Raw genomic sequence first — 16969 nt, 5'->3', positions numbered from 1 at the left:
AGACTCCGTCCGGGAGGTGCCCCCAGGGCGATGGGGTCCCCTGCTCGAGCGAAGCCGAGAGCTCGGGGGAGGGTGGGCACAACGGAGCGGCGCCCCGGCGGGCGCCTCCGTCCCGGGTTCGTACCCGCGCCGCTCAGACGATCCGCGCCCCCGGCGCCGGCGCGTGGGCGACCCGGGCCGTGCGGCAGGTGCCCGACGTGGTGAGCGCCTCGGCCACCGAACGCGCCGAGTCCTCGTCCTTCGTCAGGAAGGCCGTCGTCGGGCCGGAGCCCGAGACCAGCGCGGCGAGCGCACCCGCCGCCATGCCCGTCTCCAGGGTCGCGGCCAGCGACGGGCGCAGGGAGAGCGCCGCCGGCTGGAGGTCGTTCGACAGGGTGCCCGCGAGCGCGGCGGCGTCGCCGGTGCGCAGGGCCTCCAGGAGGTCCGGGGAGGCGACCGGCTCGGGCACGTCCGTGCCCTCGGCGAGGCGGTCGAACTCGCGGTACACCGCCGGTGTCGACAGCCCGCCGTCGGCGACGGCGAACACCCAGTGGATCGTCCCGCCGACCGGCAGCTCGGAGAGCCGCTCGCCGCGGCCGACGCCCAGCGCCGCCCCGCCCGCCAGGCTGAACGGCACGTCGCTGCCGAGCTCCGCGCAGATCTCCATGAGCTCCGCGCGCGAGGAGTTCAGGCCCCACAGCGCGTCGCACGCGAGCAGCGCGCCCGCGCCGTCCGCGCTGCCGCCGGCCATGCCGCCCGCGACCGGGATGTCCTTGGCGATGTGGATGTGCACGTCCGGCGCGATGCCGTGCCGCGCCGCGAGCCGCTCGGCCGCCCGCGCCGCCAGGTTCGTGCGGTCGAGCGGCACCTGGTCCGCGTCGGGACCCGAGCACGTCACCCGCAGCTCGTCCGCCGGCGTCACCGTCACCTCGTCGAACAGCGACACCGCCAGGAAGACGTTGGCCAGGTCGTGGAAGCCGTCCGGCCGCGCCCCGCCCACCGCCAGCTGCACGTTGACCTTCGCGGGGACCCGAACGGTCACGCTCTTGCGGTCAGCCATCCGTACGCTCTCCCCGGTTCTCCGCGATCCGTGCGAACTCCTCGACGGTGAGCGCCTCGCCGCGCGCCTGCGGCGAGATCCCGGCCTTCACCAGGGCCTCCTCCGCCGCCGCGGGCGAGCCCGCCCAGCCGGCCAGCGCGGCGCGCAGCGTCTTGCGGCGCTGCGCGAAGGCCGCGTCGACGACCGCGAAGACCTCGTCCTTGGAGGCCGTGGTGGCGAGCGGTTCCTTCCGCCGCACCAGCGACACCAGGCCCGAGTCGACGTTCGGCGCCGGCCAGAACACGTTGCGCCCGATCGACCCGGCCCGCTTCACCTCGGCGTACCAGTTCGCCTTCACCGACGGCACGCCGTACACCTTGTTCCCCGGACCGGCGGCGAGCCGGTCGGCGACCTCCGCCTGGACCATCACGAGCGTCCGCTCGATGGACGGGAAGCGGTCCAGCATGTGCAGCAGCACCGGCACGGCCACGTTGTACGGCAGGTTCGCGACCAGCGCCGTCGGCGCCGGGCCGGGCAGCTCCTGGACGTGCATGGCGTCGGAGTGGACCAGCGCGAAGTGGTCCTTCTTCGCCGGGATGCGGGCCGCGATCGTCGAGGGCAGGGCCGCGGCGAGGACGTCGTCGATCTCGACGGCCGTCACCCGGTCGGCGACGTCGAGCAGGGCCAGCGTCAGCGAGCCGAGTCCCGGGCCCACCTCCACGACCACGTCGTCGGGTCGCACCTCGGCCGTCCGGACGATCCGCCGGACCGTGTTGGCGTCGATGACGAAGTTCTGGCCGCGCTGCTTGGTGGGGCGTACGCCCAGCGCGGCGGCCAGTTCACGGATGTCGGCGGGGCCGAGGAGAACGTCGGCGGGATCGGTGGTGCTCACCGGTACAGCCTACGGCTCACCCGTGGAGCCTTCGGCCGCAGTGCGGCCAGGGACTCGCCCCCCGCTGCACGTACAGCTTCTTCGCCCGGTACGTCTGCTCGGACGCGGGCGCGTTCTGCGCCACCCCGCTGCCGCCGAGAGCCCGCCAGGTCCCCGGGTCGAACTGGTAGAGCCCGCCGTACGTCCCCGACGGGTCGACCGCGCCCGGCCGGCCGCCGGACTCGCACTGCGCGAGCGCGCCCCAGTCCAGGCCGTCGGCGCCCGCGACCGAGTGCGGCAGCGGCTTCGTCCCGACCTTCACCCGCTGCGCGACGGGCGCGCGGACGATCTCCTCGGCGATCCGGCGCGGCTTCTGCCGGACCCCGTTGACGGTCCGCAGCGCGTACGTGACCCGGCGCACGCCCTGGACGCCCTGCCGTTCGACGACCTCGGTGCCGGCGAACAGCTCCGGGTCGCGGACCCGCTCGACGGCGTACCGGATCGGCTCCTCGCGGACCTCCCGGGAGCCGGTGATCCGCAGGACGGTGACGGTCTGGCCGTCGCGCGGGAAGGAGCTGGGCGGCACGGAGGTGGTGTCCTGGCCGGAGAGGGTGATGCCGGCCCCCTCGACGACCTCGCGGACGGTCGCCGCGTTGGTGCGGACGGTCCGCTCGCGGCCGTCGGCGAGAAGGGTGACGGTGCGCTCGGTGCGCACGTCGAGGTCGAGGCCGTGGCGGGAGATCGGCGCGGAGCGGGAGACGGAGAGGTACGCACCCTCGGCTCGGACCCCGAGCTGACGCAGCGCCCCCTCGACGGTGCGGGCGGTCGTCCACACCTGGCGGCGCTGCCCGTCGAGGGTCAGCCGGACGGGGCGGCCGTACCGGACGACGACCTCGTCGCCGTCGGAGAGGGCCGCGCCGGGGCCGGGCGCGAGGAGGTCGTGGGCGCCGACGGCGAGGCCCTCGTCCTCCAGGAGTTCCTCGACGTCGTCGGCGAAGGTGTGCAGGGTGCGCGGGACGCCGTCGACGCTGAGCCGGATCGCCTTGTCGTCGGCGACGAAGGCGGTGGTGCCGCCCGCCAGGAACGCGACGACCAGGGCCTGCGGGACGAGCCGGCGCAGCCCGTCCCCGGCGGGGGCCGCCTTCCGGCGGCGGGCGCCCCGCCGGGCGGCGGCGCGCCCGCCGGCTGCCGGGGCCGGGACAGGGGCGGCGGCCCGGGCGGGCTCGGGGGCGCGCACGGGGGGCGGTGCGAGCCGAGCCGCGTAGGGCTGGGTCTCGTACTCGTGGATGGACGGGGCCGACGGCGGCGGGACCGGCGGTGCCTCGACCGTGCGGGTCGCGGCGCGACGGCCGCCGCGTGCGGCTCGATGACTCCCCTGCGAGGTGCTCACGAAGCCGGGACCCTAGCGGAGCCGCGGTCACTCTCCAAAGCAACGCGACTACGTAGGGTGAGAGTTATGTAGCGGTGACCCTCTAGTAATCGAACGCCAGCGCGGTGTTCGCGGCGAGCGCCTCGCACAGCGCGTCGACCTCGATCCCGCGCACCTCGGCCATCGCGCGGACCGTGATCGGGATCAGGTACGGCGCGTTCGGCCGCCCCCGGTAGGGCACCGGGGTCAGGAACGGCGCGTCGGTCTCCACCAGGACCAGCTCCAGCGGGGCGACGGCGAGGGCGTCGCGCAGCGGCTGGGCGTTCTTGAAGGTCATGTTCCCGGCGAAGGACATGTAGTAGCCGGCCTCGGCGCAGGTCCGGGCCATCTCGGCGTCGCCGGAGTAGCAGTGGAAGACCGTCCGCTCGGGCGCGCCCTCCTCGGCGAGGACCCGCAGCACGTCGGCGTGCGCCTCGCGGTCGTGGATGACCAGCGCCTTGCCGTGCCGCTTGGCGATCTCGATGTGGGCGCGGAACGAGCGCTCCTGCGCGGCCATGCCCTCGGGACCGGTGCGGAAGTGGTCGAGGCCGGTCTCCCCGACGCCCTTGACCTCGGGCAGCGCGGCGAGCCGGTCGATCTCGGCGAGCGCCTCGTCGAGCGCGGCGTCCCCTCCCGCCTCCCGGGCGCCTTGGCGGGACCAGCCGTCAGGGTCGCCGAGGACGATGCGCGGGGCCTCGTTGGGGTGCAGCGCGACGGCCGCGTGCACCTCCGGGTGCGCGGCGGCCGTCTCGGCGGCCCACCGGGAGCCCTTCACGTCGCAGCCCACCTGGACGACGGTGGTGACACCGACGGCGGCGGCCCGGGCGAGCGCCTCCTCGACGGTGCCGTTCTGCATGTCCAGGTGGGTGTGCGAGTCCGCCACCGGCACCAGCAGGGGCTCGGGCAGCGGCGGCGGGGCGTCCTTGGAGGTCATGGCCCCGATCGTACGTTCAGGTTCACGGGACCGGCCGGGGCGGCGGGGTCACTTGCGGTCGCGGAAGGGGTGGAGCAGGTCGGAGAGGTGCCGGTGGTGCTCCTGCACGGGCCCGGGGGCCTCGCCGGTACGGGCGGGCGGCGCCTTCTTCGGCGGGACGGGGGCGGCGGCCCGCGGCTGCTCGGTGTCCATCATCCGCATCGCGGTGGACACCTGCCCGGACCGCAGGATCCGGACGGCACCGCGGCGCTCGCAGTTGGGGCAGGCCAGGTCGGAAAGCGGTGAGGGGACCCGCGCGCCCTCGGTCCGGTAGACGATGAACTCCTGGCCGTTGGCGTCCAGGCGGTGCTCGATGTCGTACGCCTGCTCCCAGCCGTATCCGCATCGGGCGCAGGCGAAGGAGTACTCCTCGTGGCCGACGGATGCGCCGGTGATCTCGCTCATGCCAGCTCCTCTCCACTCCACTGACCAGTGGACGCCCATTTCTGCCGGAGCGCATCAGCGGAGGGGAAAGCATGGAACGTCCTTGGGACGCCCTTGCCGGGACGGTCCGCTACGCGGCGGAGGCTTTGCCTTTCAGGTTAGTCCTTTGGCCGGGCCCTGGCCGTCCCGATCCGCGTTCTTTGCCGCCACGACGGCATCGAACACCTCCCGCTTGGGAAGGCCCGCCTCCGCGGCGACGGCGGCGATCGCCTCCTTGCGCCGCTCCCCCGCCTCCTCGCGCACCCGCACCCTGCGCACCAGCTCCGCCGCGTCGAGTTCGGCGGGTCCGGTCTCGGGGGCGCCCTCGACGACGACGGTGATCTCGCCGCGGACTCCTTCCTTCGCCCAGGCCGCCAGCTCGCCGAGCGGGCCGCGCTTGACCTCCTCGTACGTCTTGGTCAGCTCGCGGCACACGGCGGCGCGGCGCTCGGCGCCGAACACCTCGGCCATCGCGTCGAGGGTGTCGTCGAGGCGGTGCGGGGCCTCGAAGTACACGAGGGTGCGTCGCTCGTCGGCGACCTCGCGCAGCCGCCCGAGCCGCTCGCCGGCCTTCCGCGGCAGGAAGCCCTCGAAGCAGAACCGGTCCACCGGCAGCCCGGACAGCGCGAGCGCGGTGAGCACGGCGGACGGGCCGGGCACGGCGGTCACCTTGATGTCCCGCTCCACGGCGGCGGCGACCAGCCGGTAGCCGGGGTCGGAGACGGACGGCATGCCCGCGTCGGTGACCAGCAGCACCCGGGCGCCGCCGGCCAGCGCCTCGACCAGCTCGGGGGTGCGCGCGGACTCGTTGCCCTCGAAGTAGGAGACGACCCGGCCGGTGGTGTGCACGCCGAGCGCGCGGGTCAGGCCGCGCAGCCGCCGGGTGTCCTCGGCGGCCACGATGTCCGCGCTCTCCAGCTCGGTGGCGAGCCGCGGCGGCGCGTCCGCGATGTCGCCGATGGGGGTCCCTGCGAGTACCAGCGTTCCAGTCACATGGGTCATCCTCGCAGCCCGGACGGGCGACTCGCACAGGCGCGTTCCCTACGATGGCGCGGTGACCAGTACCGCACCACACCCCCAGCAGGGTCAGGACGCCGGGCAGGACCCGCCCTCGTGGCAGCAGCGACTGCGCCGGTTCGGCTATGTGGCCCCGGCGCGGACCGGGCTGCGGGAACGGCTGGTGCCGCCGTACGTGCGGCCGTCGTCGGGGGCCACCTCGCTGCTCGGCATGTCGCGGGGTGCGGTGGACCGGATGTCGCGCTGGGCGGCCTGGGGCGGCCCGCTGCTGGTCGCGCTGGTCGCCGGGCTGCTGCGGTTCTGGCACCTGGGGCAGCCCAAGGCGGTGATATTCGACGAGACGTACTACGCGAAGGACGCCTGGGCCCTGATCAAGCAGGGCTACGAGGGCTCCTGGCCGAAGGACATCGACAAGTCGATCCTGGCGAACCCGGACGCGGTCACGGTGCCGGTGGAGCCGGGGTACGTGGTGCACCCGCCGGTCGGCAAGTGGGTCATCGGCCTGGGCGAGCAGATCTTCGGCTTCACGCCCTTCGGCTGGCGGTTCATGGTCGCCGTGCTCGGCACGCTGTCGGTCCTGATGCTGTGCCGCATCGGCCGGCGGCTCTTCCGCTCGACGTTCCTCGGCTGTCTCGCGGGGACGCTGCTCATGGTGGACGGCCTGCACTTCGTGATGAGCCGGACGGCGCTGCTCGACCAGGTGCTGATGTTCTTCGTGGTCGGCGCGTTCGGCTGTCTGCTGATCGACCGCGACTGGGCGAGACGGCGGCTCGCGGCGGCGCTCCCGGAGGACGACGAGGGCGTGCTGCGGCCGGACGCGGCGGTGGCGGAGGGCCTGCGGCTCGGCTGGCGTCCGTGGCGCCTGGCGGCGGGGCTGATGCTGGGCCTGGCGTTCGCCACGAAGTGGAACGGCCTGTACATCCTGGCGGCGTTCGGCCTGCTCACGGTCCTGTGGGACGTGGGCGCCCGGAAGACGGCCGGCGCGGTCCACCCGTACACGGCGGTCCTGAAGAAGGACCTGCTCCCGGCCTTCGTCTCCCTGGTCCCGGTCGCCATCGCCACCTACATCGCCTCCTGGACGGGCTGGATCGCCTCGGACAAGGGCTACTTCCGCGACTGGGCGGCCGAGCAGGACCGGACGACCGGCGCCGGCTTCTGGTCCTGGCTGCCGGACTGGCTGCGCAGCCTGTGGCACTACGAGGTGGAGGTCTACAACTTCCACGTGAGCCTGACCTCGGGCCACACGTACCAGTCGAACCCGTGGAGCTGGATCGTCCTGGGCCGCCCGGTCTCGTACTTCTACGAGGACCCGGCCGCCGGCAAGGACGGCTGCCCGGCCGACGTCACGGAGAAGTGCGCCCGCGAGGTCCTCGCCCTCGGCACCCCGCTGCTGTGGTGGGCGGCCTGCTTCGCGCTGCTGTACGTCCTGTGGCGCTGGTTCTTCCGCCGCGACTGGCGGGCCGGCGCGATCGCCTGCGGCGTGGCGGCGGGCTGGCTGCCCTGGTTCTTCTACCAGGAACGCACGATCTTCCTCTTCTACGCGGTCGTCTTCGTCCCCTTCCTCTGTCTCGCGGTCACGATGATGATCGGCGCGATCCTGGGCCCGCCGGGCTCCACCGAACGCCGCCGCACCATCGGCGCGGTCGCCGCGGGCGTCCTGGTCCTCCTCATCATCTGGAACTTCATCTACTTCTGGCCGCTGTACACGGGCGAGGCGATCCCGATGGAGTCCTGGCGGAACAGGATGTGGCTGGACACCTGGGTGTAGCGCGGCGCTTCACTGGGGGTCGCGATCTTGGTATTGCCAAACGCCAGGATTCGCCACCCCCGAAAGCTCGCTACCTGCACCTCCGTTTTTCGCCACCGGCCAACGCCACCCATAACCATGGTCATTCGCCATTGGCAAAACGGGTAAAACGCCCTGCCCCGGCTGCGGTTGCTTGATGAAAGACGGCTGCTGCGGTTACCTCGTCTGGCGACGGCCCTTAACGAGGGGAACGCACCCCTCCGCCTCCCCGCGCGCGCCGAGCCCGGCTTCGGGATGCACCCCGAAGCCAGGCCCGCACGCGGGGCATAGCGGGCCCGGCCGAGCACTCATCGGCCGGGCCCACTCGTCACCCGACCAGCCGTCCGGATCGCCACCGTTGCGTCACACGAAGTGTTCGACGCACCCCGCGATGGCAGTGATCGCCGTGAGGATCAGCGCCGCCAACTGCACCCAGTCCTGCCGCTGGGGCCGCTTGCGGGACCCCTTCCGTTTCGTCGATCGCTCCATCCGGCCCGAACTCCCGTCTCTCGACTTCCCAACCCGGTTGGGACCTACCCCTGTTCAGGCAGGCACTCCTGAGAGAGACCATCGGGCGTCTCGCAACCTATCGGCGCGCTGGCACCGCCCAGCACGAGATCCACTAATCGCCACTGTTCGCCACACCGCGCTCCCGGCTCCGCCACTCTCGCGGTCGTCATCAACTCGGATACTTCGAGCCGCCCTGCCACAACCCATCGCTGCCCCGAAGCTTGCGTCCCGCCCCACCCAAGAGCGGCCAGCAGGTTGCGGCTAGACATCCGAGCGCGGCTGCCGCCAGGCGCGGTTTTCAGCCTCACCCACCGAAGGGTGATACACGTCACAAATAGTCACTTAGACTAAAACGCTCGTCGCTCTCTTCGGACCGGGGGGTTCCATGAGCTCAAGCGCCACGCGTCTCACCTGCTTCGCCTTGCTCTCAGCCATGGAGGGGGATCTCCGAAGCTCCATCCTGGAGGCGTGCGGCCCCGAGGACGACGGGCCCACGCTGCTCAGCGCGGAACGGTACGAACGCGCCGTCGGCCGGCTGGAGAGGGAGTCGGGGGCGCAGAGCGCGCCCAACCTGCACGCGCTCATCCCGTACCTGGATTTTGCGGACGCCTACGAGGTCCTGGCGGGAATCAAGCAACGCCTTCCCGAGGACATGCAAGAGTCCCTGCGTGGCTTCGCCCCCATGGTCGGCAAGCTCACACAGGTCAGGAACCGCGTCGCGCACACGCGCCCCATGGAGATCGACGACCTCGCCGCCGTTCACGACGTCGCGCGCGCCTGTTACGCGGAGTCCCCGGCGCACTGGAGCACCCTGGGCAAGACTCTCGGAAAGCTGGAAGACAACCCGGCGTACGTACTCGGCCTGACCATCAGCCTGGTCGCCGATCCCGACAACGCCCCACAGCACAATCTGCCCGCTCCGGAGTTCGACGAGACGGGCTTCTTCGGTCGGCGCACTGAGCTGGACCGGATCAAGAAGGCGATCAAGGGCGCCTACCCAGTGGTCTCGATCCTGGGCGACGGCGGGATCGGTAAGACGTCGATCGCGCTCAAGGCGGCGTACGAGCTGCTCGACGACCCCAAGAACCCGTTCGAAGCCCTCGTCTGGGTTACGGCCAAGGCGACGATTCTCACCGTCAACGAGATCCAGCGGATCAGCGGGGCGATCGAGACGTCACTCGGCCTGTTCGCCTCGGCGGCCGAGCAGCTCGGCGGCTCGACCGCCAGGGCATCTGCGGATCCCGTCGCCGAGGTCCTGTCGTATCTGGAGCATTTCAAGGTGCTGCTGATCCTCGACAACATGGAGACCGTCCTCGATCAGCGGCTCCGCGAGTTCCTTCTCGACCTGCCCATGGGCAGCAAAGTCATCATCACCAGTCGCATCGGACTGGGCATCGAGAACCCGGTGGCGCTCGCCCCACTGTCCAACGAGGACTCTACAAAGCTGCTCCGAAAGTTGGCGCGCGTGCGTAACGTCGAGGCCCTGCAAGGGCTTCAACCGCCGGCGATCGCGCACATGGTCGCCGCGATGAAGGGGCACCCTGCGTACATCAGATGGTTCGTCGCCGGGATTCAAGCCGGAAGGCGCCCGGAGGAACTGCTCCAGGAGAACGATCTCCTCCTGGACTTCTGCATGTCCAACGTCTACGGGCACCTGGCCGAACAGGCCCGGGCGGTCCTCCGGTCGATGCAGGCACTACCCGGCCGCAAGAGTCAGGCGGAGCTCGCGTTCCTGAACGACTACTCGGCGAACGACATCCAGTCGAGCCTGCTTGAGCTCATAACGACGAACTTCGTCCAGATGCAAGGCGCTTCGATGGACCAGAGCTCGGAGACGACCTATCAACTCACCGACTTCGGAAAGCAGTACCTGGACAAGCGCCACGCACTCGATGCGCTGGACCGGGAGCTGTTCGAGGGGCGAAGCCGCAGGCTCGCTGACCTCGGGGTAAAGCTGCAGGCGGAGAGTACGGCCTCGCCCTATGATCCCAAGACGCTCGACATCAAGGGACCCGGGGACTTCAGCACGGCCAGGCTGTTGCGGGAGGCACTGCGCAGTCACGAGCGCGGTGAGTCCGATGCGGCTCTCGTGACCTGTCGAGAGGCTCAGAAGCTCTCGCCCGGCTACCACGAGTCCTGGCGGGTCGAGGCATACGTACAAGCCGCGCGACGTGATCACGTGGCCGCACTCGCCGCCTACGAGCGGGCACACGAACTGGCGCCAGACTCGACCACGCTGAAGTACCTCTATGGATCGTTCCTGGTCGACGAGGCCGTGGACGTGGCCCTGGGACTGAAGCTGCTCCAGCAATGCGCGGTGGCTGCCGAGGTCCCGCCGCTGGTGGTCAACCAGATCGCCTGGGCACATCTCACGCTAGGGGACTTCGACTCCGCCCTTTCCAGCGCCTCCCACGCCGTCTCCCTGCGGCCCGACCGGTACGAGGGGACGATTGCCATGGCGATGGGACTGCGGGCGGCGGTCTACGCGATGCAGAAACGCACGGCGATCCTGGAGTACGGCACGTCGGTCGAGATCGTCGAACAGGCGGCAGACCTGGTCGACTCGGGGCGGATCGAGATGCTGACGGGTGAGGCGGCCGACCGAGTCGTACAGCTGGTGGACATGTGCGAGGACCTGATCCGAACACTCGACGAGGACTTCCTGCTATCGAACCTGGAGAGTTTCGCGGCCAGGCTGCGAGACAGGCTGAGGTCGTTGGACCCCGAGTTGCTGAACCGTAGAGTCGGGCGAGTCACCAACATTCCGGGGGACAAACTCTTCGGGTTCGCACGTTCGTGGGGTCGGGATTACTTCTTCCATCTCAACGACCTGCTGACGGACGCGGAATGGCCCTACCTCGCCAGTGGGGTGTGGGTGGCGTTCTACCCCGACGAGGAGAACCCTCGCGGCGCGCGGGCGGCCAGCCTCCGCTGGCTAGGGTAGCCGGCCCGAGTGGGAACACACTCGTATAACAACCGTCACTCCTGTCCCACCGTTGACGTAGGGTGCCCCTGTCCATGCGCTTGAACATGTTCAAGCGAAGCGCCTGGGGAGGGGACCACAGGGATGCGCGGTGGAGTCAAAGTCGCGATCGTCGGCGGCGTGTTCGTCGTCGTGGCGGGTGGGGTCGGGTACGGGGGTTACAACCTCTGGCAGGGGATCAGCGGAGGTGCCGGGGTCGGACCCATGTCCGATTCCGCGCGGAACCCGACCGGGCCGGTCAGGCCGGAGGAGGTCGAGGAGACCTCGAAGAAGTTCCTGGCGGCCTGGGCCGCCGGCTCGTCCGACGAGGCGGCCCAGTTGACCAACAACCCCGTGGACGCGGGACCGGTCATCGCCGGATACGCGGCCGGCGCCGGGGTGTCGAAGGCCGTCATCACCGCCGGCACGCCCGACGGGACGAAGGTGCCGTTCACGGTGAACGCGACGGTGACGTACGAGGGGACCTCCAAGCCCTGGACGTACACCTCCGAACTCACCGTGGTGCGCGGGGCGAGCACCGGGCGGCCGCTGGTCGACTGGAAGCCGTCCGTCGTCCACCCGCGGCTGACGAAGACGACGACCCTGCGGACCGGCGCCGCGAAGACCGCCGCCATCAAGGCCGTCGACCACAAGGGCCGGGAGCTGACGAAGGAGAAGTACCCCTCGCTCGGCCCGGTCCTGGACGAGCTGCGGAAGAAGTACGGGGCCAGGACGGGCGGCAAGGCCGGCATCGAGACCGTGCTGGAGTCGAGCGACGCCAACGTCCCGGACAGCACCCTGTTCACGCTGGTCAAGGGCGAGCCCGGCACGCTGGAGACCACGATCGACGCGGATGTGCAGGCGGCTGCCGAGCGGGCGGTGAAGCAGTACGGACAGGCCTCGGTGGTCGCCGTCAAGCCGTCGACCGGCGAGGTCCGCGCGGTCGCGAACAGCCCGGCGGCCGGCTTCAACTCGGCGTTCCTCGGCAAGCAGGCCCCCGGCTCCACGCTGAAGATCGCCACCGCGGCGCTGCTCCTGGAGAAGGGGCTGGTCGGGGCCGACCGGGTCGCCGAGTGCCCGAGGAACGTGATGTACCAGGGGCGGAGTTTCCACAACCTGAAGAACTTCGAGCTGAACGGGAAGTCCTTCGGCGAGAGCTTCGCGCGGTCCTGCAACACGGCCTTCATCAAGCTGATCGACGACACCAAGGACGACGCGGCGCTCGGCAAGGTGGCGCGGGACGTCTTCGGGATCGGGCTGGACTGGCAGACCGGCATCCCGTCCTTCGACGGCTCGATCCCCGAGGCGACGGGCGGCGAGGCCGCCGCGCAGTACATCGGGCAGGGCACGGTGCAGATGAACGTGCTCAACATCGCGTCCATCACCGCGACCGCGAAGCACGGCACGTTCAAGCAGCCGATCCTCGTCGCGAAGGACCTGGACGACCGGCCGATCGCCAAGGCGGCCCGCTCCCTGCCGGACTCCGTCGCCCAGCAGCTGCGCGCGATGATGCGGCGCACGGCGGTAAGCGGCACGGCCGCGAACGCGATGCTGTCGGTGCGCGGCGACAAGGGCGCGAAGACCGGCTCGGCGGAGGTCGACGACCAGGCCACGTCCAACAGCTGGTTCACCGGCTACGCGGGCGACCTCGCCGCCGCGGCGGTCGTGCAGTCCGGCGGCCACGGCGGCGACGCGGCGGGCCCGGTGGTCGCGAAGGTGCTCAACGCGCGGTAGTGGTCCGCCCGGTGGCTCCCGCCGGGCGAAAGCGGTTCGCATGGCCCGTACAGCTACCGCTAGCGTGCGGGCCATGACCGAATCACTCGCTCATCCCCGGTTCGCCGCCGCGCTCCTGGAACTCGGCCTCGACGTCGAGGTTCGCCGCTTCCCGGACGCCACCCGCACCGCCGCCGAGGCCGCGGCGGCCATCGGCTGCGACGTCTCCGAGATCGTGAAGTCGCTGATCTTCGCGGCATGGGGGTCCCCCCTGCTCGAGCGGAGCCGAGAGTTTGGGGGAGGGGTGCCGGTGCTGGTGCTGATGGACGGCTCGTCGCGGGTCGATCTGGAGCGGGTACGGGCGGAGCTGGGCGCGGACAAGGTGACCCGCGCCGACGCGGCGGTGGTCCGGGAGACCACCGGGTACGCGATCGGCGGCGTCCCGCCCTTCGGGCACCGCACCACGACCCGCGTCCTGGCCGACCGCGGCCTGCTCGACCACGACGTGGTGTGGGCGGCGGCGGGCACCCCGCACACGGTGTTCCCGATGGAGCCCAAGACGCTGGTCGCGCACGCGGGCGGCACTCTCGTGGACGTCCGCGAGCAGTCCGCGTGACCCCGCTCGTCGTCGCGGCGGTCCTGACAGCGGCGGTGACGCATGCCGGCTGGAACGCGATCGCCCACCACATCAAGGACCAGCTGCTCTCCTTCACCCTGATCTCCGGCGGCGGTGCCCTGCTCGGCGCCGCCACCGCCTTCTTCGTGCCGCTGCCGGCCGCCGGGGCCTGGCCGTACCTGGTGGCCTCGGCGGTCCTGCACGTCGGCTACTACCTGCTGCTCATGCGGTCGTTCGCGCTCGGCGACTTCGGGCAGATGTACCCGATCGCCCGCGGCACGGCGCCGCTCGTGGTGACCCTGCTCGCGGCGGTCTTCCTGCACGAGATCCCCGACGCCCCGCAGCTCGCGGGCGTCGCGGTGGCCTGCGCCGGCCTGACCGGGCTCGCCCTGTGGGGCATCCGCGGCTCCGGCCGCCGCCCCGACTGGCCGGCGCTGCTGGCCGCGCTCGGCACGGGCCTGGCGATCGCGGGCTACACGGTCGTCGACGGTGTCGGCGTCCGCGCCTCGGGCACCCCGCTCGGCTACATCGCCTGGCTGATGATCCTGGAGGGCCTGGCGATCCCGGCGTACGCGCTGTACCGCCGACGCGGCGAGCTGGTCGAGCAGCTGCGCCCGTACGCGACCCGCGGCCTCCTCGGCGGCTTCCTCTCGGTCGCCGCCTACGCCCTCGTCCTCTGGGCCCAGACGAAGGCCCCGCTGGCCCCGATCGCCGCCCTCCGCGAGTCCTCGATCATCGTCGGCGCGGCGATAGGCACCCTCTTCTTCAAGGAACGCTTCGGCGGCCCGCGCATCGCGGCGGCGGGGCTGATGGTGGTGGGCATCGGCCTGATGCTGACGACGAGCTGAGCGGCGCCGGGCACGCCCGCGCCCCTCACGCAGGCCGGGCGGGCGGCACGGGGCCGCGGTGCGGGGCTCGCGTCAGCGGTCGCCGAGCACCAGGGGGAAGCTGGTGTTCACGGCGAGCAGTCCCCCGTCGACACGGAGCGTGGTCCCGGTGATCCATGAGGCGTCGGCGGACGCCAGGAAGGCGACCGCCGCGGCGATGTCCTCGGGACGGCCGACCCGGCCCAGCGGATACACCCGCGCCAGTGCGTCGAGGTGCTCCTCCCGGCCCTCCCACGCGCGGGTCGCGACGGTGCCCGGGTTGATCTGGTTGACCCGGACGCCGCGCGGCGCGGCCTCCCCGGCGAGGGTGCGGGTGAAGGAACCGAGCCCGGCCTTGGCGGCGCTGTAGGCGTGGTTGCCGAAGTCCTGTTCGGCGTTGACCGAGCCGATGTTGACGATCGCGCCGCGGCCGGACGCCGCCAGCAGCGGCAGCGCCGCCCGCGCGCAGCGCACCGCGCCCATCAGCGTGACGCCGAGGCTCTGCTCCCAGCCGTCGTCCGGCTCGTCCTCGAAGGGGCCGCTCTTCGGCAGCACCCGCGCCAGGGCGTTGTTGACCAGCACGTCCAGACCGCCGAAGCGCTCGGCGGCGTACGCGAAGGCCGCCGTGACCGAGGCGCGGTCGCCGACGTCGCAGCGCACCGCGACGGCGCGCGGGATGCCGGCCGCGGTCTCCTCGGCGGCCTCACCGTCGACGTCCGCGACGAGGACGGCCGCGCCCTCGGCCGCGAGCCGTCGCGCGGTCGCCGCGCCGATCCCGCGTGCCCCGCCGGTGATCAGCGCCGTGTACCCCGCGAACCGGTGGGCCGCGGGGCCGTGCGCCGACGCCGGGCCGGCCGCCGCCGAACCGTCCGCCCCGGAGCCGTCCGCTTCCGAACCGTCCGCGCCCCGCGTCCCCATGCCGTCCGTCACAGCACCGAACGTACCGCTCGGATCAGTGCCTGCGCCCGCGGATCGGCCGTGACGGTCTTGCGCATGCCGTTGGTGACGTAGCCGAAGCCGATGCCGTTCTCCGGGTCCGCGAAGCCCAGCGAGCCGCCGCGCCCCGGGTGGCCGAACGAGCCGGGGCCGAGCAGCGGGGAGGCCGGGCCGTGCAGCATGTGGCCGAGGCCGAAGCGGGTGCCGACCAGCAGCACCTTGTCGGGCCCGGCGGACTCCTCGGTGCGGGCCAGCGTCACGGTCGCCGGGGCGAACAGCCGGTGGCCGTCGACCGGGCCGACGGTGGCGGCGTAGAAGCGGGCGAGGGCGCGGGCGGTGGCGATGCCCGCGGAGCCGGGGAGTTCGGCGGCCCGGTAGACCGGGTTGTTCTCGTCCGGCTTGGGGTGGATGACGTCGAAGGCGCGCCGGGTCAGCGAGGCGGGATCCTTGTACGCGGTGGTGACGGACCGCTTGGGGCGGAGCTTGAGCGCGCCGCCGCCGGGCGGCTCGATCTCCTCGACGGGGCCCAGCCGGCCGACCCTGGGGGCCTCCTCGTCGGGGAGGCCGATCCACAGGTCGAGGCCGAGGGGCGTGGCGATCTCCTCGGCGACCCAGCGGCCGATGGTGCGTCCGGTGACCCGGTGGACGAGGCCGCCGACGAGCCAGCTGAAGGTGTGCGGGTGATAGCCGTGCGCGGTGCCGGGCTCCCAGACGGGCGCCTGTCCGGCGACGGCCGCGAACGCGGTCTCCCGGTCGACGGCCTCGGCGAGGGTGAGCGGCCGGTCGAGCACGGGCAGCCCGGCCCGGTGCGCGAGCAGCTGGCGGACGGTGACCCGGTCCTTGCCGGCGGCCTTGAACTCGGTCCAGTACGTGCCGACGGGCGCGTCCAGGTCGAGCTGTCCGCGCTGGTGCAGCAGCAGCGGTACGGCAGCGGCGACGCCCTTGGTGGCGGAGCGCACGACCTGGGCGGTGTCGAGTGCCCAGGGAGCGGTGCTGCCGCCGGCGTCCCGGGTCCCCGCCCAGAGGTCGACGACCTTGACGCCGTCCCGGTAGACGGCGAGCGCGGCGCCGCGTTCCCCCCGCTGCTCGAAGTTCCGCAGGAACGCGTCCCTGACCGGCTCGAATCCCGCCGTCACCGTGCCCTGGACGTCCACCTGACCCACACTCTCCTTCGTACGACCGGTTCCCATGGTGCAACGCGAGGAGGGACGGCCGGATTCCGGGGTCAGGTGGATGTCCGGGGCGGTCAGACGAGGTTGATCGTGAAGCGCCTCACGCCCGGTTCGATCGGCTCGGAGTGGACCGAGCCACGAGCCTTCTCGTACTTCCCGGTGCCACCGGTGATCGCGTTGTCGAAGGGACCCTGGTCGAGGTAGTTGAAGTACATCCCCTGCACGGTGAGCTGGCCGTCCGGGAGGGTGTAGGTCGCGATGCACTGCTCCGCTTCGTCGTCGCCGCCCTGGGTGGTGGTGCAGGTGACGGCAGTCTCGCCGATCTTGGTGCGCGCCTCGTCCGAGAGGTACGAGAGGTCCGAGCGGGCGACGACCCGATCGCCCTGCGAGACGCTGCCGTCGTGGACGGGGAAGCGGTTCAGCTCCTTCACCACGGCCCGGAGTGTGATGATCCGGGCCTTGCCCCCGGCGTGGGCGGAATCGGTGTCCGTCGCGGCGCCGGCCGCGACAGAAGTGCAGGTGAGAATAACCAGCGTGGCCGCGCCGAGACAGGCGGCTCTGATGGGGCGCATCATGCGTCTCCTGGGGTGAGGGAATGACCGGATGACGAACTCTCATCCGATTCCGTTCGATTCCCTTGATAACCCCGGTCCCGTCGCCGCACGGGGCGTCCCGCCACGACGCACCGGCATGTCCAG

General features: G+C 71.8%; 15 protein-coding genes. 5 read left to right on the top strand and 10 right to left on the bottom strand.

The window, feature by feature from the left end; genetic code table 11:
* Window positions 1–133: 133 nt before the first annotated feature.
* The 6 genes from R2D22_RS22035 to rsmI form a co-directional block, all read right to left on the bottom strand.
* Entirely contained in the window at window positions 134–1039 is a 906-nt protein-coding gene (locus tag R2D22_RS22035; protein ID WP_318106314.1) for a 4-(cytidine 5'-diphospho)-2-C-methyl-D-erythritol kinase, read from the bottom strand.
* Window positions 1032–1910 (bottom strand): 16S rRNA (adenine(1518)-N(6)/adenine(1519)-N(6))-dimethyltransferase RsmA, encoded by an 879-nt coding sequence (gene rsmA, locus R2D22_RS22030; protein ID WP_318106313.1) that lies wholly within the window; start codon window positions 1908–1910, stop codon window positions 1032–1034. Before rsmA ends, R2D22_RS22035 begins: the two co-directional genes overlap by 8 nt.
* A 16-nt stretch (window positions 1911–1926) precedes the next feature.
* Window positions 1927–3279 (bottom strand): ubiquitin-like domain-containing protein, encoded by a 1353-nt coding sequence (locus R2D22_RS22025; protein ID WP_318106312.1) that lies wholly within the window; start codon window positions 3277–3279, stop codon window positions 1927–1929.
* An 82-nt stretch (window positions 3280–3361) separates the two neighbouring features.
* On the bottom strand, window positions 3362–4231 hold the full coding sequence (locus tag R2D22_RS22020) for a TatD family hydrolase (RefSeq protein ID WP_318106311.1): 870 nt from the start codon (window positions 4229–4231) through the stop codon (window positions 3362–3364).
* Between the two features lie 48 nt (window positions 4232–4279).
* Complete coding sequence (locus R2D22_RS22015; RefSeq protein WP_318106310.1) at window positions 4280–4675, bottom strand: hypothetical protein; 396 nt, start codon at window positions 4673–4675, stop codon at window positions 4280–4282.
* Between the two features lie 132 nt (window positions 4676–4807).
* Complete coding sequence (gene rsmI / locus R2D22_RS22010; RefSeq protein WP_318106309.1) at window positions 4808–5695, bottom strand: 16S rRNA (cytidine(1402)-2'-O)-methyltransferase; 888 nt, start codon at window positions 5693–5695, stop codon at window positions 4808–4810.
* A 52-nt stretch (window positions 5696–5747) separates the two neighbouring features.
* Here rsmI and R2D22_RS22005 point away from each other — a divergent pair, with 52 nt between their 5' ends.
* The gene (locus tag R2D22_RS22005; protein ID WP_318106306.1) at window positions 5748–7478 is read left to right on the top strand and encodes a dolichyl-phosphate-mannose--protein mannosyltransferase; all 1731 of its coding nucleotides are present in this window, start codon (window positions 5748–5750) and stop codon (window positions 7476–7478) included.
* 381 nt (window positions 7479–7859) lie between these two features.
* Here the strand turns inward: R2D22_RS22005 and R2D22_RS22000 are convergent, their stop codons facing one another.
* Window positions 7860–7985, bottom strand: coding sequence for a hypothetical protein (locus R2D22_RS22000; RefSeq protein ID WP_318106304.1), 126 nt, complete (start codon window positions 7983–7985; stop codon window positions 7860–7862).
* 454 nt (window positions 7986–8439) lie between these two features.
* Here R2D22_RS22000 and R2D22_RS21995 point away from each other — a divergent pair, with 454 nt between their 5' ends.
* The 4 genes from R2D22_RS21995 (at window position 8440) to R2D22_RS21980 (ending at window position 14145) form a co-directional block, all read left to right on the top strand.
* On the top strand, window positions 8440–10950 hold the full coding sequence (locus R2D22_RS21995) for an NB-ARC domain-containing protein (RefSeq protein ID WP_318106302.1): 2511 nt from the start codon (window positions 8440–8442) through the stop codon (window positions 10948–10950).
* Window positions 10951–11073: 123 nt separating this feature from the next.
* A complete protein-coding gene (locus tag R2D22_RS21990; RefSeq protein WP_318106301.1) occupies window positions 11074–12702 on the top strand; it encodes a penicillin-binding transpeptidase domain-containing protein in 1629 nt (542 codons plus the stop codon).
* A 40-nt stretch (window positions 12703–12742) separates the two neighbouring features.
* Complete coding sequence (locus R2D22_RS21985) at window positions 12743–13297, top strand: YbaK/EbsC family protein (protein ID WP_318106298.1); 555 nt, start codon at window positions 12743–12745, stop codon at window positions 13295–13297.
* Window positions 13294–14145, top strand: coding sequence for an EamA family transporter (locus R2D22_RS21980; protein ID WP_318106297.1), 852 nt, complete (start codon window positions 13294–13296; stop codon window positions 14143–14145). Before R2D22_RS21985 ends, R2D22_RS21980 begins: the two co-directional genes overlap by 4 nt.
* A 72-nt stretch (window positions 14146–14217) precedes the next feature.
* Here the strand turns inward: R2D22_RS21980 and R2D22_RS21975 are convergent, their stop codons facing one another.
* From R2D22_RS21975 to R2D22_RS21965, 3 genes are all read right to left on the bottom strand, one after another.
* The gene (locus R2D22_RS21975; protein ID WP_318106295.1) at window positions 14218–15093 is read right to left on the bottom strand and encodes an SDR family NAD(P)-dependent oxidoreductase; all 876 of its coding nucleotides are present in this window, start codon (window positions 15091–15093) and stop codon (window positions 14218–14220) included.
* Window positions 15090–16253 (bottom strand): serine hydrolase domain-containing protein, encoded by a 1164-nt coding sequence (locus R2D22_RS21970; RefSeq protein ID WP_318109915.1) that lies wholly within the window; start codon window positions 16251–16253, stop codon window positions 15090–15092. The genes R2D22_RS21975 and R2D22_RS21970 overlap by 4 nt, the downstream gene beginning before the upstream one ends.
* A gap of 92 nt (window positions 16254–16345) precedes the next feature.
* The gene (locus tag R2D22_RS21965) at window positions 16346–16843 is read right to left on the bottom strand and encodes an allene oxide cyclase barrel-like domain-containing protein (protein ID WP_318106293.1); all 498 of its coding nucleotides are present in this window, start codon (window positions 16841–16843) and stop codon (window positions 16346–16348) included.
* Window positions 16844–16969: the final 126 nt, after the last annotated feature.

The organism is Streptomyces sp. HUAS YS2, assembly GCF_033343995.1.
Classification (GTDB): domain Bacteria; phylum Actinomycetota; class Actinomycetes; order Streptomycetales; family Streptomycetaceae; genus Streptomyces; species Streptomyces solicathayae.
Note: the sequence above shows the minus strand (reverse complement) of the source record. Positions and strands in the feature narration are given on the sequence as shown.

Excerpts from the sequence above, each read along its gene's own strand:
- R2D22_RS22035 (WP_318106314.1), bottom strand. The coding sequence starts at position 1,039 with ATGGCTGACCGCAAGAGCGTGACCGTTCGGGTCCCCGCGAAGGTCAAC.
- R2D22_RS22020 (WP_318106311.1), bottom strand. The coding sequence starts at position 4,231 with ATGACCTCCAAGGACGCCCCGCCGCCGCTGCCCGAGCCCCTGCTGGTG.
- R2D22_RS22015 (WP_318106310.1), bottom strand. The coding sequence starts at position 4,675 with ATGAGCGAGATCACCGGCGCATCCGTCGGCCACGAGGAGTACTCCTTC.
- rsmI (WP_318106309.1), bottom strand. The coding sequence starts at position 5,695 with ATGACCCATGTGACTGGAACGCTGGTACTCGCAGGGACCCCCATCGGC.
- R2D22_RS22000 (WP_318106304.1), bottom strand. The coding sequence starts at position 7,985 with ATGGAGCGATCGACGAAACGGAAGGGGTCCCGCAAGCGGCCCCAGCGG.
- R2D22_RS21995 (WP_318106302.1), top strand. The coding sequence starts at position 8,440 with ATGGAGGGGGATCTCCGAAGCTCCATCCTGGAGGCGTGCGGCCCCGAG.
- R2D22_RS21990 (WP_318106301.1), top strand. The coding sequence starts at position 11,074 with ATGCGCGGTGGAGTCAAAGTCGCGATCGTCGGCGGCGTGTTCGTCGTC.
- R2D22_RS21985 (WP_318106298.1), top strand. The coding sequence starts at position 12,743 with ATGGCCCGTACAGCTACCGCTAGCGTGCGGGCCATGACCGAATCACTC.
- R2D22_RS21965 (WP_318106293.1), bottom strand. The coding sequence starts at position 16,843 with ATGCGCCCCATCAGAGCCGCCTGTCTCGGCGCGGCCACGCTGGTTATT.